The sequence below is a fragment of the Pseudomonas sp. KCJK9058 genome (assembly GCF_046230975.1).
Taxonomy (GTDB): Bacteria; Pseudomonadota; Gammaproteobacteria; order Pseudomonadales; family Pseudomonadaceae; genus Aquipseudomonas; species Aquipseudomonas alloputida.
Map to the genome: position 1 here is coordinate 1 of NZ_JBJJLR010000044.1, position 25,334 is coordinate 25,334.

A 25,334-nucleotide genomic window follows, 5' to 3' on the forward strand; every position below is an offset into this window, starting at 1 on the left:
GGGGACAGCCCCAGCCCCGACAACGCCTTGCTCGCCTCGCTGGTCTGCTGCGCACCCGCCGCGGAATGGTTCGACAGTTCGCGGATGTTCAGCAAGTTGCGGTCTACTTCGCGCGCCACCTGAGCCTGCTCTTCGGCCGCACTGGCAATGACCAGATTGCGCTCGTTGATTTCGCCGATCGCACTGTAGATGCCCTCCAGCACTTGCCCCGAGGCCAGGGTCACGTCCAGTGTCGACTGGGCGCGGTTGGTGCTGGCCTGCATGGATGCCACCGCAGCTTCGGTCCCCGCCTGCACGCTGCCGATCATCTGCTCGATTTCCTGGGTCGATTGTTGCGTGCGGTAGGCCAGTGTGCGCACCTCATCCGCCACCACCGCAAAGCCGCGCCCGGCCTCACCGGCACGGGCCGCCTCGATGGCAGCATTGAGCGCCAGCAGGTTGGTCTGCTCGGACACCGAGCGGATCACTTCCAGCACCTTGCCGATGTCCCGCACCTGCCCCACCAACTGCTGCAGGTGCGCACTGCTGGTCTGGATCTCGCGGGTCATGGCTTCGGTGCCGTCGATGTTTTCGCTGACTTGCCGGCGGCTTTGCGCGGCCAGCTGGTTGGATTCACTGGTGGTTTGCGAGGTGGTGATCGCGTTGCGCGCCACCTCCTCCACTGCCGTGGTCATTTCGGTCACGGCAGTGGCGGCCTGCTCCAGCTCCTGCCCCTGCTGGCGCAGGTTGTTGGCGCTTTCCTCGGTGACCGCGTTCAACGCCCTGGCGGCGGCGTCCAGCTGCCGGGCACAGTTGTTGATCTGCCCCAGAGTGTCGCGCTGGCTCTGCTGCATGCGCTGGAGCTCATGGAACAGTTGGCCGATTTCGTTGTTACCCTGCCCTTGCACCGGCACACTCAGGTCACCACTGGCAATGCGCTGGAAATGCCCACCGGCTTCACGCAGGGGGTGCAACACACGCTGGGCAATGAACGCCCAGCACAGCACCGCCAGCACCACGGTCATGCCCAGCAGGCACAGGCTCAGCAATTGCGCCCGGGCCAGACGCCGGTCGGACTCGAGCATGATTTGCTGGCCACGTTCGCTCAGTGTGGTCACCAGCTGCTGGCGCAGGGTTTGCAAACGCCCCATGGCATTACCGGCATCGCTGTTGACCTTGAAGTACTGCTCCAGCGAACGCTGGCGGGTCGCTTCACGCTGCCCCGCCACCGCCTTGGCGTATTCGGCAAAGGTAGCCTGCAGCTCGGTTGCCAGCACGCGGAGGGCGGGTTCACGGGCGTTTTCGACAAATTCGTCGACCAGCGTCTGGCTCTTGTTGTTCAGCTCCACCGACAGCGCCATGCGCTTGCCTGCACTCTCGTCATGGCCACCCAACTGCTCGATAAAGCCCGAAGACACGTTGGCGCTGGAGCGAATCGCCATCAGCAACGCATTGTTCAACCGGTCCGACTGGTGCGCAGTCTGGTCCAGTTCAGTGATCTGCTGGTCGCTACCCACGGCAGCCCACCAGGCACTGGCCGTCGAAAACAGCAGGGTCAGGCTGAACAGCGACAACACCCAGAACATTCCGGTGCGAATTTTCAGGTTGGCAAGCATGCGGGCAGTACTCCTTGTTGGCACCACTTCTGATCGAAGATTCGAGGGTGGGTGTGCTGCTATCGGAGGTGCTGGCGCAGGCTTGAGGCGCCGTGATGCGGTTATGTGCGGTAACCGAACGGAATGCGTTGAGACCCAGAGGCTTCGCGACCCTTGGGGGCGTAACCCTCTTGCACAAATCCTGAGGCCAGCGCGATCACTGTGGGAGCGGGCTTGCCCGCGAACACGGACGAAGCCCGTGCCATCCCCTGTCGCGACAGAAGGCCGTGCCTACAGCCACCGCGCCTTGCCAATCGCTTTCGCGGCGTCTGCCAGGCGTTGGGTCGCCTGCCGGATCTCATCCGCATCCAGCGAAGCAAACCCCAGGCGCAAGGCATTCTCGGCATGGCCAAACGGTGAAAACTGTCGCCCACTGCGCACCACCAGGTCCCGTTCCAGCGATTTGTCGACCAACTGATCCACGTTGATCTCATCGGCAAACCTCACCCACAGCGCCAGGCCACCTTCTGGCACCTGCACGCTGATCTGTTCGCCGAACGCATCGCGCAAGCACCCCAACAAGGTCTCGCGCCGGCGCCGGTACTCGCGGTTGACCCGGCGCAGGTGCTTCTTCAGTTCGCCATCATTGATCAGGTCCGCCAACATCTGCTGCATGACTGCATCGCCCTGCCCCAGGGTCAACATCGCCCTGCGTTCCAGCACGGTTGTCACTTCCACCGGTGCCACGATATAGCTGCAACGGAACGTGCTGCCCAAAGGCTTGGACAGTGAGCCAATGTAAATCACGTGCCGCTGCTGGCGGTCGCTGGCCAACGGCAGATAAGGCCGCCCGGCAAAGTGGTATTCGTAGTCGTAATCTTCTTCGACCACGCAAAACGCATGCTGGCGCGCCAGCTCCAGCAACTGTTGCCTGCGCCCGGCTGGCAGGCTGACCGTGGTCGGGAACTGGTGATGGGGTGTTATGTACATCATCCGCACCTTGTGCTGCCGGCACAGGGCATCTAGCTGATCGACCCGGCACCCCTCATGGTCCAGCTCCACGGTCACCAGGCGGGCACCCAGCTGACGGAAGATCTCCCAGGCAGGGGGGTAACTCAGGCGCTCGACCAACACAACGTCACCCGGCTTGAGCAACACACTGGCCACCAGGGACAGCGACATCTGCACCCCCTGGGTCAGGCAGATATGCTCGGCGCCAACGTTCAGGCTGCGATTGTGCCGCAGCATGTCGGCCAGGGCGCTGCGCAGGTAGCGGCTGCTGCACTCGCTGCCGTGGCGCACGCTATTGCTGCTGAAGCTGCTGCGCAAGGCATTGCGGTAATAGCGGTGCAGTACAGCCTGCGGTAGCAGGCGGTGGTCACAGGCGCCGTTGTCGAAGAACAAGGCCCCTGGCCGCCCTTGCTGGGCCACAGCCTGTTCGTTCGCCTTGAAGTAGGCAACGGCAGGTTCCTCTGGCAGCGCCAGGGCAAAAGGCCGCACGGCACCGCAAACGGCCGCTGTGCCAGGCGCCAGCTGCTGGCTGACAAAGGTGCCCCGGCGTTGCACGCTTTGCAGCCAGCCTTTGGTTTCGGCTTCCTCATAAGCAAGGATCACGGTCTTGCGATTGACGTTCAGCAGTTGCGCCATCTCCCGCGTGCCCGGCAACGGCGTGCCAGGGCGCAGGCGACCCTCGCTGATTGCGGCCACCAACCCTTCGACGATCTGCCGGTACGAAGCTTGTGCCCCATCGAGTTTGAGCAGTGGCTGCCATTTACGAAGCTGGACCATATGAAATATCCAAAACTGGAGGTTCTGCTGGTCCTGAACTATAGCAACAATCGAACCTCCATTTGCCCCGAGGTGCTCATGCAAAGCCGCCACGTCATTGAAATTTCGCCCTCGGGCAAAACCTTCGAAGCCAGCCAGGAGCTGCTGCTCGACGCCATGCTCGCCTGCGGCCTGCCGGTACCCTTCTCCTGCCGCCGCGGCGCCTGCGGCTCGTGCAAGGTCAAGGTGGTGTCGGGGCAGCATCAGGACAAGCAGCGGGATGCGGACACGCCGCCGCCTTCCTACCCCTTGGCCGCCGACGAGATGCTGCTGTGCCAGAGCCACGCCTGCAGCGACATGCGCCTGGAAATACCCGGCTGGTCACTGGACGCCCCGGCACTGGAAACCCAGGCACAGGTGGTTGGCAAGCGCGCGCTGAGCGCAGATATCGTCGAGCTGGTGTTGCAGCCTGCTCAGCCGCTGGAGGTGCGGGCGGGCCAGTACATGCGGTTTCAGTTGGACAACGGCGACAGCCGCTGTTTCTCCATTGCCAACCTGCCTGCCCGGGAACAAGGGCAACTGGTGTTTCACATCCGCAAGGTCAGCGGCGGCCTGTTCACTGAAGGTTTGCTGCCCACCCTGCAAGCAGGTGCAACGGTAAAGCTCGAGGGCCCGCTGGGCGCCTGTACCTGGCAGCACGATGACCAACGCCCGCTGATCCTTTTCGCCACTGGCACAGGTTACGCCGGCATCAAGCCGCTGTTGCTGACAGCCTTGGCCGGCGATGCCGACGTCACGCTGTATTGGGGCGGCTCTTCGCCGGCGGATTTTTATGATCGCGAATTCCTCGACGTGTCCAGCCGTGTGCACCCGCACTTTCGCTGGCAACCGGTGCTCTCGGCCCAGGCACGTATACAGCAGGTGGCGCTCAGCCAGACACATCGCTGGGGCGAAACCCAGGTCTATGCCTGTGGCAATGCCACGATGATCAGCCAGGCCCGCGAGCAATGCCTTGCAGCAGGGGTACAGCCCCATCGTTTTGTGGCCGAGGCCTTTGTCGCCAGCGGTGCACTGACAACGCAGGCTTCCTCAACCAACCCGCTGCACCCTGAGCTGGAAAAGGTCGGCCCACGTTATTCGCTGGACGGCATGCTCGCAGCCCGCGAACAGTCGGTACGGGCCGTGGCCGCCATTGCCAGCCAACTGCAGGTCGGCATGACCACCGCCCAGGCACTGGAGATGGCCGCGCATACCCTGCAGGCGATGGGCGCCTCACACACCTGGCACCCCACCTACATCCGTTTTGGTGACGATACCGTACGTACGCCACGGCAAGGCATTGACCTTCAACGTGTGCTACGTACCACGGACATCGTCGTGGTCGACGTTGGGCCGGTATGGGATGGCTATGAAGGTGACTATGGCGATACCTTCGTGTTTGGCCAGCACGCTTTGCACCACGCCTGCGTGAAGGCACTGCATGAAGTGTTCGACGAGACCCGTCAGGCCTGGGGCCGCGGGTTGACCGGACGTGAACTGTATGACTTCGCCGAGCGCAGTGCCCAGGCCAAAGGTTGGCAGCTGGAGCGCAACCTGGCCGGGCATCGCATCGCCGACTTCCCGCATGTGTTGTATAGCCAGGACAAGCTGGCCGAGGTGGAGATTGTCCCGAGCGAGGTGGTGTGGGTGCTGGAGATACAACTGTGCCACCCTACCGAACCTGTCGGGGCATTCTTCGAAGACATCCTGATTGGCGAACGCAAGCCGGGCGCTGCCAAGGCAGCTTGATGCCGCATCGGCCTCTGAACCCGTAACAGGATAAAGTGGGCAACAGAAGGACACCCGACAAGGACGATTACCATGCAAGTACGCACGCTCACCCCTGACGACCTCCCCCAGGCCTGCGCCTTGTGCATGGATGCCTTCATGCAGGCAGTCGCGCCCACGCTGTCGGCGCAAGGTATCGAGACCTTTACCCAGGTGTCGGCACCCCAGGCGTTTGCCGAGCGCATGCAAGGTGACAACCTCATGCTGGCCTGTTTTGTCGAAGGTGCTATCGCAGGGCTGATCGAGCTCAAGGAAGGCCGTCACATTGCGATGCTGTTCATTGCACCAGGCCTGCAACGCCAGGGCATAGGCAAGCGGTTGATGAACGCAGCACTGGAGCATGCCAGCGCTGAGGTGGTGACGGTAAAGGCATCACTGTCTTCTGTACCCGCCTACCAACGCTACGGCTTCACCCTGGCAGGCGACGTGGGTGAGTTTGCCGGGCTGGTGTATCAGCCGATGGAAAAGCGCCTGCCGTAAGGGCAGCGTCACAGCGCAAGGCTGCTCCACAGCGGGCGCATGGCCGTCAGCCCATCTGCTGCCACAGGATCAACAGCCCGGGCACCCAGGCGGTGAAGATCGCGCATAGCAAGGTCATTGCCGCCACCAGACGCTGGATCTTCCTGGCCAGCGCCAGCAACAGGAAAAAGCTGAACCACAACACCGTCCACGCCGCCCAGTTCAGCACATCCCATACCTTCAACAGCCCTTCGGCGCCAGGGATGGAACTGACTGTCACCACCAGCGCCGTCACGCTGACGAACAGGCAGAACCAGCCTAGCCCGCGCCCATCAACCTGCAGCACCTGGTTGGCGGCCACCCACAGGTAGGTAAAGGCGAACAGGAGGGTCAAGGCACCGGCCTTGATGCCTTCGGCCGAGCCCACCACGAAGATCAGGTAGACCGCCACCAACAGGCTGAGCAAACCGACAAACAGGTTGATCACCGCCACTTCGCGGTCAGTGATACGCCCCATCAGCCAGATGCTGTTGATGAACAACACTGCACCCACATACAGCAGAACCAGTCCGTACAACATGGCAACCTCTTCTCATTCGAATTGTTTTAGGGTTTTTCTTGCCATTTCCAGCATCGACAGCCGCTGTTTCATCGCTTCTTTCGACAAGTAGGCATGAGCTTCAGGCTCCTGCCAGCCCTGGGCCGCCATCAGCAGGACCTTGGCCTTGTTGATGTCGGCCTGGTGCTCCAGACGCTCCTGCAACTGGGCATTCTTCTGCATCAAGCGGGCCTGGGCTTCGCTGTTGCTTCTGGCGCACACCAACGCCGGAAGCACCTTGTGGTTGTCCAGAGGCAGCACCATCACGCCGTGACACCCCAGCTCCAGGATTTGCGAAAGAATGGTCGGGCTCTCGTACTCCACCAAGGCGATGGCGGTCAGGCGTACGCCGCCCTGGGCCAGCAGCTTGCCCAGCTCGGCATGGTGGCGGCCTTCGAACACCCCGCAAAACACCAGGTCGGTGTGGGTGTCGAACGCCTTGGGCGGTGGCCAGCACTGCTTCACCGAGCAGCCGATACGCATCAGTTGCAACACCAGGGCATCAGTGATTTCACTGGGCGGACAAACGATGCCCACGTGCAGTTCACGCAGCGTGTTCAGGATGTTCGACGTGCTCATGAGGGGCCGCCTCCCATCATGCTCAAGGTCCAGTCGTCCAGGTTGTGAACCACCACATAGGGGTCAGGGCGGATGGTCGTAGGCGATTGCCATTTGATGCAGATCTGCCCGCGCGCATCGATCTCGCCGATACGTGAAAACAGGTGCGAGTGGTTGTTCTGCTGCTCCACCTGCACCCTGCCCTGGGGGCTATCCATGCTCGCGTGGTACAGGTGATTGCGGATTACCTCCACCTCCAGGCTGCCGGTGGCATTTACCGCCTGGCACAGCATGCGCATCTGGCAGTACGCCGCCTCGGCCCAGGCAGTGATGCGCACATCGGCCGGAAAGAACGCACGGCACTGACTGACGAATGCGTTGCTTTGCGGTGACTCGACGCTGGTGAAGTAGGGTGCCACGACGATGTTGCCACGGGCCGCCTCGGCCCCCATTTCGGCAATTTCTGCCTCGCTGGTAGTCAAGCTGGCGATCGGCGGCCGAGGGCCATTGCCATAGCGCTGCGCCATTGCTTGGTAGAAGCTTGCCGTCCCCGTACCGACCACGGTCGAGAACACCACGTCTGGGGCAGAACGCACCACCCGCTCGACCACCAGGGCCAGGTCATCGGCCGAGGGGTACAGGGGCATGTAGGCTTCTTCCACCACTTCACCACCATGCTGCTTGTACAGGTGGCGCATGACATGGTTGCTTTCCCGCGGGTAGATGTAGTCGGAACCGACGAAGGCGACCCTGGCGCCGTAATGACGTGTCAGGTATGCCGCCAGAGGCGCGCTATTCTGATTAGGTGCCGGCCCCCCGTAGATGATATTGGGCGAGTACTCGAAGCCCTCATAGGGCGTGGGATAGAACAGCAAGCCATCGGCGCGCTCGATGACGGGCATCACGGCTTTGCGGGTGTGCGACATGTAGCAGCCGAGCATCAGGCGCACACCGTGGTTGCGCACATAGTCGTCACACAGATTGCGATAACGGTCCGGGTCGCCCCCGGGGTCGCCGACCAGGGTCAGAACCGGTTCGCCAAGTACGCCCCCCTCGCGGTTAACCTGTTCGACCGCCAGCAGCGCGCCACAGCGCTGCGAGCGTTCAATGGCTGCGGTAACGCCGGTTTCGGCGAACAGCAAGCCCACCTTCAATTGCCTGTCTTGTCTACTCATCACACCATCCTGTGACAACCGTCATGTCGGCAACGAAAAACGGATGCGCCCGCGCTCAAGGTGGCCGGCCACCGTCATGCACGTCACGTCTGCCTGGTATGGGATGCGGTTACCAAGCAGGTACTCGGCCAGTGGCACTTCCAGCTCATGGCGGATAAAGCGCTTGAGCGCACGCGCGCCAAACTCCAGGTCGTGGCCTTCGCTGGCCAGCTTGCCAACCACCGCCGCATCCAGCTGCAGGCGGCAGTGATGCTTGGCAAGGCGCCGGTTCAGGCGCGACACCTCCAGTTCAACGATGCGCTCGCTCACCTCCTGTTCGATGGCATTGAACACCACAGTGCTGTCGATGCGGTTGACGAACTCGGCAGAAAAACGCTTCACCAGGCGCCGCCGCACCAGCCCCAGCAAACGCTCGCGGCACCCTGCCTGCAGGCCAAGCAGACGCCGCAGCGGCGCCAGCGGGCCCAGCCGGTGCTGGCGTATTTCGTCTGCCGCCAGGTTGCTGGTCATGAACACCAGTGTGTTACGGAAATTGAAGCTCTTTTCACCGGAGGCCAAGCGCAGCAGGCCATTGTCGAACACATTGAGCAACGCCTGGGACACCTCCTTGCTGGCCTTCTCCAGCTCATCGAACAGCACGATCCCTGGGCGCCCTTGGCTCCCGTCCAGCAACGCCTGGTCAAACAGCGTGCGGCCTTCCTTGGCGCCAGCATAGCCCGGTGGTGCGCCGGTCAGAGCAGCGGCGTAGTGTTCCTGGGCCAGCGTGTTCATGTCGACCCGGCAGAAGGCATCGGCATCACCGTGCAGGGCGCGGGCCAGGGCACGCACGACCTCGGTCTTGCCGACCCCGGTCGGGCCGAGGAACAATGCCGTGAACAGCGGGCGGCGCGGGTCGAGAATATCCGCACGCACCACCGTGAGCACATCTTCGATGGCCTGCAAGACTTCGTCCTGGCCCAGCACTTCGTTGCGTACTACCTGCATGACGGCAGCGACATCGAAGCGGAAACGCGACTGCAGGGTGTCTTCGCTGCGCAGGTGGGTCTCGACGATTGCCCGGGTGTGGCAGTTTTCGGCACTCAGTGCAGCACTGGAGGACGCATCGCGACGCGTCTGCTCCAGCAGGTCGTTCAAGAACGGCATGGTCTTCCCCTCGCTTTGTGAAACAGCGTGCCCGCAGGCACGCTGGGCAACCCCGTCAGCGGGCTTCCTTTTCCTTGGCATCGTAGGGAAGGCTGCCGACCGGGCACTGCGCCACCCCCGAGGTGCGCCGGGTCAGGGCCTCGACGTTCTCGCGGGCCTTCTCGGCATCCAGCACCCAGGTGCGGTAGAACTCGAATGGGCATTCGGCAATGCCGCGGTCGCCGTCGCCAGACAAATGCATACCGCTGTAGCCACGGTGCAGGATCTTGTACAGGTGGTTTTGCGACTGGTCGTTCTGCCGCGCATCGCGAATTTGCGAGATCGACAGCTGGGCGTACTGGATACCCATCTCCTCTTCACCGCACTCGCCGAGTGTACGACCATCGAAACCGATGATTGCCGAGTGACCGAAGTAGGAATACACACCATCGAAGCCCGCGGCGTTGGCCACTGCAACGTAGCAGTTGTTAGCCCACGCCATGGCCTTGGCCATCAGCACCTGCTGGTCCTTGGCCGGGTACATGTAACCCTGGCAGCGCACGATCAGCTCGGCGCCTTTCATGGCACAGTCGCGCCAGATTTCCGGGTAGTTGCCGTCATCGCAGATGATCATGCTGATCTTCAGGCCCTTGGGGCCATCGGCAACGTAGGTCTGGTCGCCCGGGTACCAACCCTCGATCGGGCACCAGGGGATGATCTTGCGGTACTTCTGCACGATCTCGCCATTGTTGTCGATCAGCACCAGCGTGTTATAGGGGGATTTGCGCGGGTGCTCTTCATGGCGCTCGCCGGTCAGCGAAAACACGCCCCAGACATTGGCCCTGCGGCAGGCCTGGGCGAACACTTCGGTTTCCATGCCGGGTACGGCCACGGCAGTTTCCATCATTTCGGCCGGGTCATACATGATGCCCTGCAGGCTGTACTCCGGAAAAATCACCAGATCCATGCCCGGCAGCCCCTGCTTCATGCCGACAATGATGTCGGCGATTTTCCTGGCGTTTTCGAGCACTTCATCGCGGGTATGCAGGCGCGGCATCTTATAGTTGACCACGGCGACGCCGACGGTGTCATTGCTGCTGGAAATATCACCATGACGCATGTTGACCACCTCTTGTTGTTATTTTTCAGGGACGAAAAAAAGCCCTCTCCGCATGCGGAGAGAGCTCATTTGCTCTTTGGGTTCGGGGTGGAGGCCGCGACATCGCCATTGATGCGCGGCTCCTGACAACCAACGGTATATGCCGGGTGTGGCGGCTTGTCAACCCGCCATCAACCGTTGCCGCTTCAGGCGCCGAGCGAACACAGCACGCTTTGCAGCTTGTCTCGGGTGGTATTCGTGCACGCCTGCATGGGCTCGCGCAGCTCGTCTGCAATCAGGCTTTGCAGCTGCAATGCCGCCTTGACCACGGCCGGGTTGGGCTCGGCAAAGGCCACTTTGATCCAGGGCAGCAACTGGTAGAACGTACCACGCGCGGCGGCCCAATCACCGCTGTCAACCTGCTGCACCATGCGTACGTAAAGGTCGGCGCGCACATGTGCGGAGGCTGAAATGGCCCCTGCCCCACCCAGGCACAGGTTGTTGAAGATCTGCAGGTCTTCACCGGCCAGCACCTGGGCGTGGCCGTCCTCGATCAGGGCCATGGTCGTCTCGCTGTCACCACCACAGTCTTTCACCGCTGCAATGCGTGGATGGCGCACGATACGGCGCAGGGTTTCACGTTCGATGCGTACGCCAGTGCGGTAGGGAATGTCGTAGACGATCACTGGCACGCTGGCGGCATCGGCCACGGTGGCGAAGAAGGCTTCGATGCCAGCCTGCGAAGGGCGGATATAGCAAGGTGCGGGAACCAGCAGTCCGCCAATGTCACGCTGCTGGATTTCAGCCTGGAAGGCCAGCAACTCACGCAGGTTGTAACCTGACAGGCCCATCACCACCCTGCCAGGCTCCACCCAGGCCAGCACGGCATCCAGCACTGCCAGTTGCTCGGCCTTGGACAACGCCGCTGCCTCACCCGTGGTACCGCACACCACAAAACCGGCCACACCGTCTTCGAGCAGCTTCTTCACCAGCTTTTCCAGGCCTGGGAAGTCGATTTCATTGGCGCGCATTGGCGTGACGAGGGCGATCCAGATACCACGGAAATTCGACATGCAAAAACTCCTGATGTTGACCGAAAGTCAGCGTCAGCAGGGCGAAGAGTGGAAGTGGTGGCAGGGATACCTGGCGCCTTCTGTCTCGTCAGCCCACCTGACGAGACAGCGCGCCTCGGTCAGATGAGCGGCTGTTTCTTGGATTTCTTGGCAACGGCAACGCACGCGTCTGCCTGAGCGATGAAGCCCGAAGCGGAAATGGCGTGGTTGGATGTGGACATGCTGGCAAGCCCGTTGCGTAGGTATGGCTGGATAATGGTGGGGCGGCGTGCCTGGTGTCAACCCTTGGCCCGCATCGCCCCGTGCAGGCGCGCCCCTTGCAACGCAGCGATTGCCGTCACCGCCACTCGCTGTAAGGCTCCAGCGGTGTCACCGGCAGAGCCAGGTTGCCTCGCCACGGTTCGAACAGGTAGCGCAGGTAGAGCATGCCATGGCTAGGCGCATAGTCATCGCTGTGCTGCCAGTCGAAGCCGCCGCCCAGTACCCACTGGTCACTCAGGCGCCGTTCGAACAGACCGCGCAGGCGGTAGCCCAACCCGCTGCTGTCGCTGGCTTCGGTCATCGCATCGATGTTGGAATCGACGCCATAATTTGCCAGTACCTTGCGGTTGATGTGTGCGTCCGGGTACAAGCGGCTACTGCCACTATGAGCCTGAGACCAACTGACGGAACCTTCCAGCAGCAGCGACCAGTCGTAGTTGCGCCAGGCATAACTGACCGGCACGCCCACCGAACTGTAGCGCTGCGGGCTGTAGTAACCGCCCTGCCCCAGGCTGTAGCCGCCCAGGTCCTTGTCATGGCGCCAGTGCATCAGCGTCACGCCAACACGGACACGCTCGTCGGCCTTTTCCACCACGCGGTGGTAAAAGCCGGCCATGGCCCGGGTCCGCTGGTTGTCGGCCACGTTTTCGCCGTACAGCCAATGGTGCCCCAGGCTGGCCCACACCCCGTTGTCGCCACCTTGGTCCCAGCTCAGGCCGAGCGTGGCGCCATTGGCAGTGACCCCGCCCCAGCGCACGCCCGTCGGGCGGTCGCGTGCGCCGGCGAACGACAGCAATGAATTGCTCATCGGCCGGCGCGAGGCGGTCAGCGACCAGCCAACCTGCCCGAGGTCACCGTTGACCGTTGCGCCGCCCAGCCAGTTGTTGATTGCATAGCCCTGGGTGGTGCCCAGGTCGAACGCCCAGCGGCTGCCCTGCCAACCCAACGCCAACAGGCTACCGTTTGCAGTCTGCGATCCCCCCGTGCACGCGGGCAGTGTTTTGCCGTCAGCGGTCTGGCCAACAAACTGGCAGCTGCCGAAGTCGGGGGTGTAGCTTCCCTGATCGTTCGGCTCGAACGACCCCGCATCCATGCCAATGCGCTCTAGCCGCGCAAACGCGGTGCCCTCCTGCCAAGGAGTGTCGACATGCAACAAGGTCGACTGGGTACTCAGCTCCGACGTGCCGGGCGTACCGTCATCCTCGCGCCAGCCGTAGTCATGCATCAGCGTCACATGGGTATTGCGCTGGCGATACAGGGCGTCCACATCACTGCGCAGGCTGCGGGCCAGCCAGTCGTCGCCATCCCGCTCGCGGCTGGCCAGGGTCAATGCACGGTCATCCCGTGGCGCTACGGCAGCACGGTCCAGCAACTGCGCATCAGCCATCGCTGCCGCGTAAAGGTCCAGTGCTCGTTGAGGATCATCCTGCGCCACCAGGCGGGCTGCGTCGCGCCGCAACAACGGATCGGGTCGCGTCTGCTGCGCGGCAATCCGGTCAAGTAACCTGGCCGCCTGATCGTGTTCACCCAGCGCGGTCCACACCGCCGCCAGGCGCCGCTGGGCGTTGCCGTCATCAGCGGCAAATTGTGGCACCTTCACGCCCAGCATGTGCCGGGCCTGCTGCAGGTTGCCTTCGGCCACGGCGCTTTCCATCACCCCAAGGCGTGCATCAGGACGCCCAGGCTGCGCGACCAGCACACGCTGGTAATAGCTGCGCGCCTTGCCATGTTCACCACGCGCGGCTGCCCAGTCAGCCAACAGCATCAAGTCGTCCGGGCTACCTTCACCACGCGCCAGGCCGGCTTCAAGCAAGGCTGTCGCCTCGGCACTGCGGCCTTGTGCCTGCAACTGCTGCGCAGAGGCCAGGGTCATACGCCGCTGAACACGCTGCTCCAGCGCGTGCATGTCCGCGCTCCAGGTCGCCTGAGGTACCGCCCTCAAACTGTCCAGAGCCAAGGCATCACGGTCGCTGGACTCCAGGAACAGGCCGTGGGCATAGCGCGTTGCCGGATCACGTGGCTGGTGCTGCACCAGCCTGGCAAATGCCGCGTCGGCCTCGCCAGTGCGCCCTTGGTGACGCAGACTGTTGGCCAGCTGATACACCAGCCAAGGCTCATCGGGAGCCAGGGCTGAAGCCTGGCCCAGCACATGGCTGGCCGTCGACCAGTCCTCGCGCTGCAGGGCTTCGTCCCCTTGCTGGCGCAGGCGCGCAAGTTCCAGGCTGCGTCGCAGGCTGGCGAACTGCGCCTGCTGCCGTGGTGGCAGGCTGTCCAGGTATGCCTGCGCCTTGCCTGGCGACTGCGCCTGGTAAACGCGCATCAAGCCACGCACGGCACTTTCGTTATCCGGCGCCATACGCCGTACCTGCAGGTACTGCCGCTCGGCAGCCGCCACATCGCCCTCGGCCAGCGAGACATCTGCCAGGCCCAGCAACGCGTATTCATCCTTTGGCCGTTGCTGGCGAGCCTGCTGGTAAAGTGCGCGCGCACCGCGCACGTCTTTCACCTCCAGGGCCCGCTCGGCTTTCTTCAGCAGAGCCCAATACTGGCTGGACGACTCCAGGTCCTTCCATTGGCTGATCCAGTAGGTGTCCTGCTCCTTGGCGCTCGCCGCGCGGAACGCCGCATGGGCGTCTTCATGGCGGCCCTGGCGCATCAACGCATAACCCAGGGCCCCATGCAGGCTGGCATCGCCCGGGTACTGGCGCAGGGCGCGGCGCAGCTGCGTTTCCGCTTCGGCATTACGGCCCTTGTCGAGCAATGCCTTACCCCGTTGACCGGCCTGCCATGCCGGGTCGGCCAGCAGCTTGCGCTGCTGTTGCAAGGTCTCGCTGGCCTGTGCCAACAACGGCGAAGCCGGGTAACGCTGAAGAAAGGCCTGCCAGGCTGCCGCGCTGGTGGCACTCACGGCTTGCCCGGACAGGTAGTCGAACTCGCGCTGGGCAGCGGCATCCCGTGCACCAGGGTCTCGCGCCAGCTGATCGAGCAGGGCCAAGGCCTCGCGGTCCCGCTTTTCGGCGAACAACCAACCGGCCAGGGTCTGGCGCAGCCCGGCACTGCCCGGGTACTGCTGATCCAACCGCTGCAACTGGCGGATCGCCTCAGGGCGTTGGCCTGGCAGGTTGCCGCGCACGCGCCAGTAGTCCAGGGCCAATTCAAGGCTGGGTGGTTCGCCGGCAAACAACTGTTCGTACACCGCCAGCGCCTCTTCGTTACGGCCGGTAACCGCCAGCAGACGCGCCTGCTGCAAGCGCCGCGCAGGCGCCGGTTGTTGAAGTTCAAGCAGGCGTGCGGCCTGACGTGCTTGCAGGCTGCCAGGCGCCACGGCACTGATCCGCGCACTCAACTGCTCGGCTTCACTGCTGTTCTTCTCGCGCAATGCCAGGCTCAAGGCCGCCAGCAATACCTCCGGGTTGCGCGGCTCAAGCAACTGCAAACGGCCCAGCGCATCGCGCACCAGGTCGTCACGGTGCAGCGCTTCGCCACGGCGTACCTGGTCCAGCAGCCATTGGCGCTGTTCATCGATATCCTTGGGTTGTGCATCTGCCTGGCAGGTTATTGCCGCCAGCATCAACACGCCGATCATTCGCTGCATGGCGCACTCCAGGCCGGCAACAGGCGGCCGTGCGGGTCAAAACGGTAACGGGCCTCGTCGAAGCCCTGGCCGAACAGCGCCAGTACCTGGCTGTAATACGCCTTGGCCTCGACCGGCTGTTCGCGCAAGCGCTGGCGCTGGGTCGCCAAGCCGGCCACGTGCTCAGGCGAGGCAGCAAGCAATGGCAGCAAGGCCGCAGAAAAACCCGCCGGGCCATGGCCGCGGGCTTCACCGCTGCGTGCATCCAGCTGCTCAGGAGGTAGCCCCTGGCGCTGGGTCAATGCCGCCATCGGCGCATAATGGGCGACCAGTTCGCGGCGTTGCGCCGCACCCTCGGCCAACATGCCGACCCACAGGTACACACGAATGGCGTCATAATCACCGGCATTGCCATGTTTCGTGTCTGCCGCTGGCTTTCCGGCCGGCGTCCACAGCAACCAGTCCGGGGCAAAGCCCTTTGGCGACGATGCCAACCACAAACGCCGCGTGTTGGCCGCCAACTCACCCCACAAGGGGTCCACCTCGCTGAAGCGGTCGAGCAGCTGCAGCGGCAGGTAGCTGGGGTTCAGGCGGGTACCCTGGGCGTCTTCGAAGCCGTAGTCACCTGGCAGCAACATCACGCCAAGGCCTGGAAGCTTGCGCACGGTCTGCGCGGCGATACGCCACAGCAGGTGCTGGCCCAGCTGCGTGTAGGCCGGCTGGTCCCACAACCGCCCTGCTTCCAGCAGGCTGTAGGCGATCCACAGATCGGCATCGCTGGCGTTGTTGGCGTCCAGCACCTGCCACTGCTGCTGCCCGTCACGGCCCCACAGCCAGGCAGGCAGATGCCGGGCCAGGTCACCCTCGGCGAGGTTGTTGCTGGTCCAACGCAGCAACTGCGCGAAGGTTTGCCGGTCGTTGCCTACCAGGGCGAAGAACAGCGCGTAACTCTGCCCTTCCGAGGTAGTGATCAGGCGCTCGTCACTCGGGTCGATGACCCGGCCATCCACACTCACCAGCTCGGCCTTGAACCGCTCCCAGGCAGGCCATGGGCAAACCGACCCGGCATTGGCGAAAACGGGCAGGCCTAAGGCGACCAACCCTACCAGCATCTGGCGCATCATCACCCCGCCTCACCCAAGCGGCGCTTGCCTGCCCAGCGCAGTGCCCGCCACAACAAGAAGGCGAACAGCACCACGCAAACAGCCGCGATCACCGCCAGCAACACAGGGTGCTCGGACAAGTGGAACCACAGCAGCAGCCACCACGGCAGCGCGCCCACGAAGTAGTGCTCGCCGACGAACTGGCTGCTCACGCCACTGCTGCGTACCAGCGTTACCGAACCCGCCACCGCATCGAGCTTGCCCACATCGCCAAGCACGTCGCGCAGCAATGCGTAATCGCTGTCGCTGTTGGCCAGCAAGGCCACAACACTGCGCTGCTCGTGGAACGGCGACTTCAGCCCGGTGATGGCCGCAATCGGCGCCTGGGCGCTGACCGCCACGCGGCTGCTTGCAGCCACCGGCTCAGTATCGAAACGCTGGCCACCGGGCAACGATGCGCTGCGGCCCTGCAGTAACCAGTCACGCTGGGCGCTGAGCAACAGGCCAAGGTTGGGCGCATCGCGCAGGGCCTCGGGCAGGCTGCCGATCAGCAGCAAGTCGGCGTCTGCCGCTGCGACCTGTTGCCAGTCGTCGATCAATTGCAGGCCAAGCGCCGGGTAACCGATCTGTCCGGCCAACCCGCCAACCGTGTCGAGCAAAGTGCCGACCTGCATCGCCGTAGGTTTGGCCGGCATGATGACCAGCGTCTCGGACAGGTCGGCCATGCGGCTGAACGGGAAGCCACTGCGGGCGAATGCACGCAGGTCGGGCATGGCGATGTAATGGTGGTAACCGGAAAGGTCGATGGTGGAGTTGTCGTCGATTGCTGCACGCACGTCCACCGGCAGCGAGGTCTGGCAGCGATCGCGCTGGGCGCTGCCCAGGGTGCTGGCAAAGCTGAAGTCGAAGCGCAGGCGGTTGCGGTCGCCAATCTTCAGCGCCGGCACCAGCGAGTTCTCGGTCAATGCAGTGTTGTCACCGGACAGCACTGCCAGGCGCATTTCCTCAAGGGTACCGCCGCGCCGGTCATTGCCCACCAGCGGCATGCTGGTGATGTACTGATCGTTGACGCTGATGCTCAGGCGCGATTCGTCGGTCACCGCTGGCGCCGTATAGCGGTACAGGGTGCGCAGCGGAATACCCTGGTTGCGCCAGACGAACAAGTCGGGCGGCAGGTTCAGTTCCAGTGTCACCGGCCGCGGTTGCAGGCCGCTGACTTGCAGTTGCTCGGGGTAATCCAGCAGCTCGGCAAATCGAACCGGCCGGTCGGTGCGCGTCCAGTTCGGCGCATCGTAGGGCTGACGCGGTTGCAGCGCGGTCATCTGCTCCACTTTGACGCGCGCGCCGCGGAACAGATTGTTGCCGACCGCCAGCGCCGAGGCGGCCTTGATCAGGTCGTCGTCGTTACGCCCCAGCACCAGCAGCACTTTGCTGAAGCGGTCGTCCGGGTGATCGATCACCTGCAGCACGGGGCCGTCGACTGGCGGGAACTGCTGCAGATCGGCGAGGAACGCCGGGCGACGGTCGTTGCTGGCAAACACGATGCTCGGTGCAGGTTTTTCGCCACGGGCCGGTAGGTGGTTGTACAGCACAGGGAAGCTGGCCTTGCGCCAACCGGCCTGGCTGCCGAAGTAGGATGCCAGGATTGACGCCGCACGCTGCTCGCCCAGGCTCGGCACGCCGCTGAACACCACCGGCAGCACTACCTTGCCGGTGTCGCGGGTATCGAAGAACGGCAACGGGAAATACGCCAGGTCGTTTTCCAGCACCAGCGCCTGCTCGTGCAACTGTACCTGGCTCTTGCGGTTAAGGTTAAGCCACAGGCCGCTGTGCGCCGGGTCTTCGCAGACATCGGTATAGTGCCCGACAAACTCCAGACGTACCCGGTTGAAGTCGCCGAGCAGTTTCGGGTCCAACGGCAGCTGGCGACGCACACGCTGGCCCAACTGCTCCTTTTCCACCGGAACTACACCCATCAGCTCGTCGTTGAGGTAGACGCGCAAGTGCGACAGGTTCGGCAGCAAGGCTGGCGAAGGCGTGTAGTCCAGTTGCAAGCTGGCATCGGTGGCCAGGCGATCGCGACGCAGGCCGAACTCAATATGCTCGCTGTTGCGTACCCCCAGCAGCAGGCTGTCGGACGCATGTCCAAGCTGCTCGAAGGTTTTCGCAACCTGCCAGTTTGGTACCGTGGGTGTGGGTACCGCAGGCTCGGCAAGCGGAGCTACAGAAGCAGCAGCGGCGCTCTGCGACAAGGCGGTAAACAGCGCCATCGCCAGGCCCCAGGTACGCGCGGGATAACCAGTCATCATGCGTCTCGATCAACAGGGTTCATGGAAGGGATTGCCCGCGGTGTGCGGGGCCAGTAGCTGGCCAGCCACAGCGCCAGCGAACGCAACGGGCGCAACCACGCCCGCAGCCATGGCGGCATGTGCTCGACCAGGCGCACGTAACCGACGCCGCCCAGCTTCAACACATCAATCAGGCTGCGCAGCGGGCGCTCGACCTCGTGCTGCTCGTTCCAGCCAAGCCAGGCATCGGCGCGGGCAAAGGTGCAGTGGACCAGGTCGATACGCTGCTGCAGGGCGAGGTCGCGGAACACCAGGCCCACGTGTTGCCCGACGGTACGGGTGACGCACGCCTGGAAGGCGAACTCGCGCTGGCCGCGGTTGAGCAGCAGGCGTACCTGCTCCCCCGGTTTCAACTCCAGACCGGGCTGTACCTGCAGGCCGATACCGCCGTCGGAGTAGTCGACCAGGGTGCAGGGGTAGGCATGACCGCTGGCCAGCATCAGCCCCGCCGGCAAGCGCATCTGCACCCGATGGGCGCGGCGCACCTGACGCACTTCGGCGGCCACCGCAACTGCGGCACCGATGATCAGCAGGTTGTAGATCACCCACAGCGAGCTGACGATCACCGTGCCGATTTCTGCCGTCGGGCCGGTGACCAGGCGCCACACCGCAAAGCCCAGACCCACCACGTTGAGCGCGGCCAGCCACAGGTAAGGTTGGGCGATACGCCAGTCGAACTGTTCCTGCTCCATCAGGCCGCCCTTGGCGGTAACGTTGAACGTGCCTTTTTTCGGCGCGAACAGCGCCACCGTGGTCGGGCGGGCGATGTACCAGGCCAGTACGGTCTCGTAGACCTCACCCCAGAAGGTTTGTCGGTACTTGCCCTGCATCCGCGAGTTGGTCAGGCTGGCGTGGATCATGTGTGGCAGTACGTACAGCAGAATCATCAATGCCGGTGCGTAGATGATGTAGGCATGCAGCAACAGGAACGCCAATGGCGCCGTCAGGAACACCAGCCGCGGCAGGCCGGCCAGGAAGTGCAGCATCGCGTTGGCGTAGCACACCCGCTGGAACAGGCTAAGGCCACGCCCGAACAGCGGGTTGTCGGTGCGGAAGATCTGCACCATGCCACGGGCCCAGCGAATGCGCTGGCCGATGTGCGCCGACAGGCTTTCGGTGGCCAGGCCCGCGGCCTGCGGAATACTCAGATAGGCTGACGTCCACCCTTGGCGATGCAGGCGCAGGGCGGTGTGGGCATCTTCGGTCACGGTCTCGACGGCAAAACCACCGATGCTTTCCAGCGCAGTGCGGCGCAGCACGGCACACGAGCCGCAGAAAAACGCCGCGTTCCACATATCGTTGCCGTCCTGGATCAGGCCGTAGAACAGCTCCCCTTCGTTGGGGCGGCGGCGGAACGAGCCGAGGTTGCGCTCGAACGGGTCAGGCGAGAAGAAATGGTGCGGTGTCTGCACCAGCGCCAGTTTAGCGTCCTTGAGGAACCAGCCCACGGTCAGTTGCAGGAAGGAGCGCACCGGCACATGGTCGCAGTCGAAGATGGCGATCAACTCGCTGTCGGTGACGCCCAGCGCATGGTTGAGGTTGCCGGCCTTGGCATGCTTGCTGTCGGGCCGCACGATATACCCTACCCCGACTTCGTCGGCAAAGGCACGAAACGCGTCGCGGCGGCCATCATCGAGGATATAGATGCGCAGGCACTCGCGTGGCCAGTCCAGGCCCAGCGCGGCCATTACCGTGGTGCGCACCACTGACAGGTCTTCGTTGTAGGTGGGGATCAGCAAATCGACGGTTGGCCAGTGCCTGGCGTTGGCCGGGAGGTTTGCCGGCTTGCGCTGCAATGGCCAGCTGGTCTGGATGTAACCCAGGATCAGCACGAACCACGAATAGGTTTCTGCCGCCAACAGGATCACCCCGAATACCAAGTCGGTGGTGTCGTTCCAGTTCAGGGTCGAGGTGTAGCGCCACCACAGATAGCGGCACGAGATGATGGTCGACAGCACGATCAGCATCAGGGTCGGGAAACGCCCCGGCATGTGTCGCACCAGCAGGGCGATGACCAGCAGCAGGCAGATGAACATCAGTTGCGCCAGGTAGCCGAACGGTTCGGTCACGCACAGCAGGGCGAGGCTGAGGGCGAATACCGTCAGCACGCTATAGAACGCCCGCCGGGCAAACACGCTCAGGCCGCGCAGGCGTGCCGAGGCCTGGTGCTTGAAAGCACTGGCGCGGTAGCGCGCGGGTACCTGTTGCAATGCATCGATCAGCAGGCCGCGGTAGTGGCGCGCCACCCCGCCTGCCGCCCGCAGGTGCATGCGCACCGCGCCCAACGCGCGGCGGCCAGGCCCTGCTGTACGTGCCTGCGGTTGGCGCCGCAGCAACAACCACAGGCTCTGGATCAACAGACGCAGCGGGTCACCCAGGGTTGGGCGCTTGCCCGCCAGCTGCGGGTACAGGCGTTGGCGCTCGGCCAGCAGCGCCTGCCAGGCGGGTGACTCCAGGCGCAGAAACAGGAAGGCCAACCACACGCCGAGGGTGAACAGCCACGCGACCGGCAGACGCGCGCCACGGACGGTGAACCAGGTATAGGCCGACAGAGGGGTCAGGGTCACGGCTGGCGCCTCGTTAGACAGCGCACCGCCAGGCTTTGCACATCCCGGCAGGCCAGGCTCTGCGGTGCGTAAAGACCCAGGGGAGCCTTGTACGCCAGCGCTTCGAGGAAGGCTTCGTCGCGATGGACCACCTGGATCGGCAAGCGATCACGAAACAGGTCACGCCACACCATCAACAGGTCGCTCTGCAAGCGGCTGGCCGGGTCGTAGCGGTTGACCAGCAGCATGTCGAAGTGCTCGAGCGGGCGTCGCCCGAGCAGCAGGTGGCTGGCCATTTCGGCTTCTGCCACCAGTACCCGTACATCAGTCTCGATGCCATTGCCGGTGGTATCGCCCGGCAGTTGCGGCAGGTCGTACAACAGCCAGTCGAAATGCTCGGCCAGCTCGACCTGGCGAGCGCGCCATGACTGCGCATCGGGCACACGGTGCTGCGCACCGCCAGGCAGGTTGCCGTACGGCAGCAGGCACAGGCCATCGAGCACCTCGTACACGGCATCACTGAACGGCCGCCCTTCCCGCTCGGCCAGCGCCCAGCCCTCGGACGTATCCAGCGGCAGGTTGAAGTGCAGCCCGAGCAAGTTGCTTGGGCACAGGTCAATCAGCAGCACCCGCTCGCCCACGCCCTGCAGCGCGTAGCCCAATGCAGCCAGCAAGGCGCTGCGCCCCAGGCCTCCGCGTACCCCATGCAATGCCAGGCTGGTCATGGCGCGACCCTCTCGCGCTGGGTGACAGCCGCGTACAGCGCATCGTCGCTGCTGGCCCTGCAGCTTTCACCCAGCAATGGCCAGCGCTGCAGGGCCTGCTGAACGCCCACCAGCATCGAGATGTCCTGGTAGTTCAGCTCTGGCATGTCCAGGTGCTGACGCAACTGGGCAATATCGTCGCTGCGGTCGGACGGGTCTGACTTGCCAGTGATCATGGGCGCTCCTTCGGAATGGGCTGCCAGTCAGGCTGGCCTTGCAGGCGCATGTAGGCACGGCCCTGGTAATTCAGCACCTGTGCGCCAGAGGTTTCGGCAACCTGCTCGGTGGTTGGCAGGTCGGTCAGCAGGCCGGGCACATCCAGCACCTGCTGCTGGCCGAGGCCCGCATACACACGCGAGATCAGCTCGGACAGCGCCAGGTAGCTGGTGGCAGCTGTGACCCGCAGCGGCTCGTTGCGGGCAGGCTGGCCCATGCCGATGAACTTCAGGCCGACCGGCACATGGGTAATCGACGGCGTGGGAATTTCGCGCATGCCAGACAACTGCATGCGGTCACCATGCAACGCGGCCCCATGCTCAGGGACAATGACCACCACTACCCGGCGGCCACTGCGCTCCAGTTCGTCAAGGAAGGTGCCAAGCTCGCCAAACAGGCGATTGGCGCGGGTGGCATAGTCGGCCACGCGGGTACCGCCGTCGGCAGTGACGATACGGTTGCCGTCATGCAGGCTGATGCTGTTGTAGAACAGTGACACATGCTCGTCCGGGGTACCTTTGCGTTGCCCCCACCAACGGCGCAGGACATCCAGGTCACTGGCAATCGGCGAGCCGTCGAAGCCCACCAGTGCCCGTGGGAAGTCGGTATTGCGCATGCCCGGTTGCGGCATGCGCTGCTGGGTAATGTCGCCGATGAAGTTGTCGAACCGGCCGCTGTGGTTGAGCAAGGTGTTGCTCTGGAAACCCAGCCGGGCCAGGTTCTGGAACAACAGGCACTGCTCCGGGGCCGGTTGGTACAGGCCAGCGTGCGACGACTGCCCACAGCTGGCACGCAGCACACGGATGGCGGCCGGGCCGCTGTAGGAGGTCGCCGAGTTGAACTGGTCGAAGATCACGTCCATGCGTGACAACAGCGGGTTGTCCCGCAGCCCCACGGCAGACAGGTCATCCCAGGCCAGCGAGCAGATGTTGATTACCAGCAGGTCGAACGGTTGCTCATCGGCATTCACGGCCGGGAACGCCGTCACCCGCTCGCGCTCACTGGCGAAGAAGCGCTCAAGCCAGCTGTCGAGCGTGGCATTGTCGGCTACTGCAGAGGCAGGCGCAGGTTCGGCTGCGGTGCGCGCCGCCACGCCGGGCGCCTGGCTTGCACCCAGCAACGGCAAGCCGCCGACCGACAGCCATGCCAACCCCAGCAGGCTCAGGGTGCTCAGGCGCAGCCAATGGCGTAGGTACAGGTAACCCACCAGCAACATTGCCAGCGCCCCCAGCAGGTTCCAGTTGATGAAGCGGCCCAGCAGCTCGAGCAGATAGTCCCACGAGAAGTCCAGCACCCCCGGCTGCGCCAGCAAGCGGCTGAAGGGTGGCAGCCAGGTGTCCTGGTAGAAAAGCGCGATAGCGATTGGCACCGCCAGCAGTTGCCGGGCAATACGCAGCCACTTGCCCGGCAAAGGGACAAGCAGAAACGCAGCGAACAACAGGTTCGGCAGCGCCTGAAAGTCGAGCATGCCAAGTGCGACCAGCAGAAACTTTGCAAAAAAATAGAGGTTCCACCCTCCCAGTCCAGGCCAGCGGGCCAGTACCGGGAGGGTGATGGTGGTATTAGTCATTCTGGGGTTCCTGGCGTGCAGCGCGGCGGCGTACGCCCAGCGGTTTCAGGTAACGGGGGGGAAGGCGACGGCGCAACCCGTCACGTAATGCCGAACACAGGTGCACGAGCAACAAGGCCAGGCCCAGCGTGACGAGTGCGGTAATGCCGACCACCTGCAGCAGTTGCACGAAGTTCATGCGCCACCCCGCTTGGCCAGGCCAACCTTGCGCGGTGCCAGTGCCGACCATGCCTGTGCAGGCAACTGCGCCGCCATGTCGCTGCGGGGTGGCTGCGGTAGGTTGCGGTCGAGGAAAGCCGGAGTGGCCAGGCTGTCGACACCGGCAAGCACCTCCTGGCTGATGAACAGCTCTTTCCATGACAGCTGGAAGATGTGGTCAAGCGCCTGCTCGACCCCTTCCGAGCGGCAAGCGAACAGGAACAGGAACAGCACCTCGCCAACCACGCAGGCAATGTCGCCATCACGGCGGAATACCGTACGCGAGCAAGCCTGCAGCGGGGTCAGGCCGGGCGCCGGACGCAACACCAGCAACTGGTGGACGATTTCGCCGTTGCGCACCCCGTGCCACATGCTTTGCACAGCCTCGGCGAACGCCCGTGGCGCTACCAACCCACAGATGGCCAGCGGCCGCAGGCGTGCCAGCAAGGCATCGAAGTCGGTTGGCAGGTGTCGACGCCAGACGTAACCCTGGATGCTCTCGACCATGGTCAGGAAGCGTGACAAGCTGGCACCGAACGGCACGATCTGGCTGGCACCACAAGCCAGCAGCAACTGTTCGTCTTGATAACGCAGGGTCGGCGCCATTTCGCGCACCACCAGCTTCAAGGCGTTGCCACGCGACTGCCGCAGGTGGTGCAGTTGGCGCGCCAGGCTATCCAGACGCTGCCCACCGTCCATGGCAAAGATCACCGTGGCAGACACCGCCCGGCTGGCTTTGCCCCCCAGTTCCTCAACGCTTTCGCAGACCTGCCAGTGTTCAGAGAAGGCTGGCGCGCCTTCCAGTACTGGGCGCTGGGCCAGGCACAGCAAATCGTCGCCACCGGTGTCGCTGGGTGCCTGAGGCGTGGCAGCAACGGCAAACCCCGCGCTCAGCCGAGTCAGCTCCATGTCCCGGGTGGCTGCTTTGCCAAGCGGGTTGCTCCAGAAATGCTGCAGGTAGCGCACCCCACCTTTGCCGCGGTACACCTGCCCCAGGCCGTCGAGGCACTGGTTGAAAACGCGCAGGCGCTCGACCAAGGCGGTGCTCTGTCCCCCACTGACGACCAGCAGCAACGCCGCTTCAGCCAACAACGCCGGGCGCAGCGCATTGCACCAGTGCTCGACTTCGGTATCCGCCCAGGCGTGTGCCGGTGCCAGCAGCACCAGCACACGCCCACGGGCATCAAGACGAGGCAGGTCTTCAACCAGATAACGGGTGGCTTGCGAGTTGGCCTCATACAACGCGAGCTCGACCGGGCCGCGCGTTGCGTCGAGCGCACCCAGCACGTCATCCATGGCTTGCGCATCGGCGATCAGGGCTGCCCTGGCATTATCGGGCATGCCTTCGACCACCTGGCGGCATAGCAAGGAGGCGTCTTCGGCGGCGTCACAGGCTAACCAGTACAGTCCTTGTTGATGAAGCTGGCTGCTCTCGACGCTCAGGCCGGAAATCGCCAACAACTGCATTCCATTAGTCAAAACACTGGCTCTACAAAAGGTAA

Annotated in this window: 19 protein-coding genes; 2 read left to right on the forward strand and 17 right to left on the reverse strand. The window is 63.8% G+C overall.

Translation table 11 applies throughout. The annotated features are described in order from the left end of the window. Both ACK59Z_RS20420 and ACK59Z_RS20425 read right to left on the reverse strand, forming a co-directional pair. The coding region (locus ACK59Z_RS20420; RefSeq protein ID WP_409293616.1) for a methyl-accepting chemotaxis protein at positions 1-1,595 on the reverse strand (1,595 nt) is incomplete at its 3' end. Between the two features lie 270 nt (positions 1,596-1,865). Continuing rightward, positions 1,866-3,362: a PLP-dependent aminotransferase family protein gene (locus ACK59Z_RS20425; RefSeq protein ID WP_108191334.1), complete on the reverse strand. Its 1,497-nt coding sequence runs from the start codon at positions 3,360-3,362 to the stop codon at positions 1,866-1,868. Here ACK59Z_RS20425 and ACK59Z_RS20430 point away from each other — a divergent pair, their 5' ends adjacent. After that, the gene (locus tag ACK59Z_RS20430) at positions 3,363-5,129 is read left to right on the forward strand and encodes an NAD(P)H dependent flavin oxidoreductase family protein (RefSeq protein WP_108191333.1); all 1,767 of its coding nucleotides are present in this window, start codon (positions 3,363-3,365) and stop codon (positions 5,127-5,129) included. It begins immediately after the preceding gene. Between the two features lie 72 nt (positions 5,130-5,201). Next, positions 5,202-5,648 carry a GNAT family N-acetyltransferase gene (locus tag ACK59Z_RS20435; protein ID WP_019751131.1) on the forward strand — a complete coding sequence of 149 codons (447 nt, stop codon included), beginning with the start codon at positions 5,202-5,204 and terminating at the stop codon, positions 5,646-5,648. Positions 5,649-5,694: 46 nt separating this feature from the next. Here the strand turns inward: ACK59Z_RS20435 and ACK59Z_RS20440 are convergent, their stop codons facing one another. The 15 genes from ACK59Z_RS20440 to ACK59Z_RS20510 all read right to left on the reverse strand — a co-directional run bounded on the left by ACK59Z_RS20440 (position 5,695) and on the right by ACK59Z_RS20510 (position 25,299). Then, entirely contained in the window at positions 5,695-6,207 is a 513-nt protein-coding gene (locus ACK59Z_RS20440) for an AmiS/UreI family transporter (RefSeq protein WP_012052056.1), read from the reverse strand. A gap of 12 nt (positions 6,208-6,219) precedes the next feature. After that, complete coding sequence (locus ACK59Z_RS20445; protein ID WP_012052055.1) at positions 6,220-6,804, reverse strand: ANTAR domain-containing response regulator; 585 nt, start codon at positions 6,802-6,804, stop codon at positions 6,220-6,222. After that, positions 6,801-7,958: a transporter substrate-binding domain-containing protein gene (locus ACK59Z_RS20450; protein ID WP_033723614.1), complete on the reverse strand. Its 1,158-nt coding sequence runs from the start codon at positions 7,956-7,958 to the stop codon at positions 6,801-6,803. Before ACK59Z_RS20450 ends, ACK59Z_RS20445 begins: the two co-directional genes overlap by 4 nt. A gap of 21 nt (positions 7,959-7,979) precedes the next feature. Beyond that, positions 7,980-9,101: an AAA family ATPase gene (locus tag ACK59Z_RS20455; RefSeq protein ID WP_108191332.1), complete on the reverse strand. Its 1,122-nt coding sequence runs from the start codon at positions 9,099-9,101 to the stop codon at positions 7,980-7,982. A gap of 55 nt (positions 9,102-9,156) precedes the next feature. Continuing rightward, positions 9,157-10,200, reverse strand: a complete 1,044-nt coding sequence (locus ACK59Z_RS20460) for an aliphatic amidase (protein WP_108191331.1) — start codon at positions 10,198-10,200, stop codon at positions 9,157-9,159. Between the two features lie 185 nt (positions 10,201-10,385). Beyond that, positions 10,386-11,252, reverse strand: a complete 867-nt coding sequence (gene dapA / locus ACK59Z_RS20465) for a 4-hydroxy-tetrahydrodipicolinate synthase (RefSeq protein ID WP_014859241.1) — start codon at positions 11,250-11,252, stop codon at positions 10,386-10,388. Positions 11,253-11,589: 337 nt separating this feature from the next. Beyond that, positions 11,590-15,108: a cellulose synthase complex outer membrane protein BcsC gene (gene bcsC, locus ACK59Z_RS20470; RefSeq protein WP_108191330.1), complete on the reverse strand. Its 3,519-nt coding sequence runs from the start codon at positions 15,106-15,108 to the stop codon at positions 11,590-11,592. Further along, on the reverse strand, positions 15,096-16,211 hold the full coding sequence (gene bcsZ / locus ACK59Z_RS20475) for a cellulose synthase complex periplasmic endoglucanase BcsZ (RefSeq protein ID WP_108191329.1): 1,116 nt from the start codon (positions 16,209-16,211) through the stop codon (positions 15,096-15,098). Before bcsZ ends, bcsC begins: the two co-directional genes overlap by 13 nt. After that, on the reverse strand, positions 16,211-18,499 hold the full coding sequence (bcsB, locus tag ACK59Z_RS20480) for a cellulose biosynthesis cyclic di-GMP-binding regulatory protein BcsB (RefSeq protein WP_108191328.1): 2,289 nt from the start codon (positions 18,497-18,499) through the stop codon (positions 16,211-16,213). Before bcsB ends, bcsZ begins: the two co-directional genes overlap by 1 nt. Next, positions 18,496-21,105 (reverse strand): UDP-forming cellulose synthase catalytic subunit, encoded by a 2,610-nt coding sequence (bcsA, locus tag ACK59Z_RS20485; RefSeq protein ID WP_108191327.1) that lies wholly within the window; start codon positions 21,103-21,105, stop codon positions 18,496-18,498. The genes bcsB and bcsA overlap by 4 nt, the downstream gene beginning before the upstream one ends. Beyond that, positions 21,102-21,809 (reverse strand): cellulose biosynthesis protein BcsQ, encoded by a 708-nt coding sequence (gene bcsQ, locus ACK59Z_RS20490; RefSeq protein WP_012052046.1) that lies wholly within the window; start codon positions 21,807-21,809, stop codon positions 21,102-21,104. The genes bcsA and bcsQ overlap by 4 nt, the downstream gene beginning before the upstream one ends. Then, positions 21,806-22,024 (reverse strand): cellulose biosynthesis protein BcsR, encoded by a 219-nt coding sequence (gene bcsR / locus ACK59Z_RS20495; RefSeq protein ID WP_012052045.1) that lies wholly within the window; start codon positions 22,022-22,024, stop codon positions 21,806-21,808. Before bcsR ends, bcsQ begins: the two co-directional genes overlap by 4 nt. Continuing rightward, the gene (bcsG, locus tag ACK59Z_RS20500; protein ID WP_108191326.1) at positions 22,021-23,634 is read right to left on the reverse strand and encodes a cellulose biosynthesis protein BcsG; all 1,614 of its coding nucleotides are present in this window, start codon (positions 23,632-23,634) and stop codon (positions 22,021-22,023) included. The genes bcsR and bcsG overlap by 4 nt, the downstream gene beginning before the upstream one ends. Continuing rightward, entirely contained in the window at positions 23,627-23,812 is a 186-nt protein-coding gene (gene bcsF / locus ACK59Z_RS20505) for a cellulose biosynthesis protein BcsF (RefSeq protein ID WP_108191325.1), read from the reverse strand. Before bcsF ends, bcsG begins: the two co-directional genes overlap by 8 nt. After that, positions 23,809-25,299, reverse strand: a complete 1,491-nt coding sequence (locus tag ACK59Z_RS20510; protein ID WP_108191324.1) for a BcsE family c-di-GMP-binding protein — start codon at positions 25,297-25,299, stop codon at positions 23,809-23,811. Before ACK59Z_RS20510 ends, bcsF begins: the two co-directional genes overlap by 4 nt. Between the last annotated feature and the right edge of the window lie 35 nt (positions 25,300-25,334).

Bases quoted from the DNA above. Each gene is read 5' to 3' on its own strand.
- bcsB (WP_108191328.1), bottom strand. From the start codon at position 18,499: ATGATGACTGGTTATCCCGCGCGTACCTGGGGCCTGGCGATGGCGCTG.
- ACK59Z_RS20440 (WP_012052056.1), bottom strand. From the start codon at position 6,207: ATGTTGTACGGACTGGTTCTGCTGTATGTGGGTGCAGTGTTGTTCATC.
- ACK59Z_RS20425 (WP_108191334.1), bottom strand. From the start codon at position 3,362: ATGGTCCAGCTTCGTAAATGGCAGCCACTGCTCAAACTCGATGGGGCA.
- dapA (WP_014859241.1), bottom strand. From the start codon at position 11,252: ATGTCGAATTTCCGTGGTATCTGGATCGCCCTCGTCACGCCAATGCGC.
- bcsZ (WP_108191329.1), bottom strand. From the start codon at position 16,211: ATGATGCGCCAGATGCTGGTAGGGTTGGTCGCCTTAGGCCTGCCCGTT.
- bcsC (WP_108191330.1), bottom strand. From the start codon at position 15,108: ATGCAGCGAATGATCGGCGTGTTGATGCTGGCGGCAATAACCTGCCAG.
- bcsF (WP_108191325.1), bottom strand. From the start codon at position 23,812: ATGAACTTCGTGCAACTGCTGCAGGTGGTCGGCATTACCGCACTCGTC.
- ACK59Z_RS20460 (WP_108191331.1), bottom strand. From the start codon at position 10,200: ATGCGTCATGGTGATATTTCCAGCAGCAATGACACCGTCGGCGTCGCC.
- ACK59Z_RS20445 (WP_012052055.1), bottom strand. From the start codon at position 6,804: ATGAGCACGTCGAACATCCTGAACACGCTGCGTGAACTGCACGTGGGC.
- ACK59Z_RS20430 (WP_108191333.1), top strand. From the start codon at position 3,363: ATGAAATATCCAAAACTGGAGGTTCTGCTGGTCCTGAACTATAGCAAC.
- ACK59Z_RS20455 (WP_108191332.1), bottom strand. From the start codon at position 9,101: ATGCCGTTCTTGAACGACCTGCTGGAGCAGACGCGTCGCGATGCGTCC.
- ACK59Z_RS20435 (WP_019751131.1), top strand. From the start codon at position 5,202: ATGCAAGTACGCACGCTCACCCCTGACGACCTCCCCCAGGCCTGCGCC.
- bcsG (WP_108191326.1), bottom strand. From the start codon at position 23,634: ATGACTAATACCACCATCACCCTCCCGGTACTGGCCCGCTGGCCTGGA.
- bcsQ (WP_012052046.1), bottom strand. From the start codon at position 21,809: ATGACCAGCCTGGCATTGCATGGGGTACGCGGAGGCCTGGGGCGCAGC.
- bcsR (WP_012052045.1), bottom strand. From the start codon at position 22,024: ATGATCACTGGCAAGTCAGACCCGTCCGACCGCAGCGACGATATTGCC.
- ACK59Z_RS20450 (WP_033723614.1), bottom strand. From the start codon at position 7,958: ATGAGTAGACAAGACAGGCAATTGAAGGTGGGCTTGCTGTTCGCCGAA.
- ACK59Z_RS20510 (WP_108191324.1), bottom strand. From the start codon at position 25,299: ATGCAGTTGTTGGCGATTTCCGGCCTGAGCGTCGAGAGCAGCCAGCTT.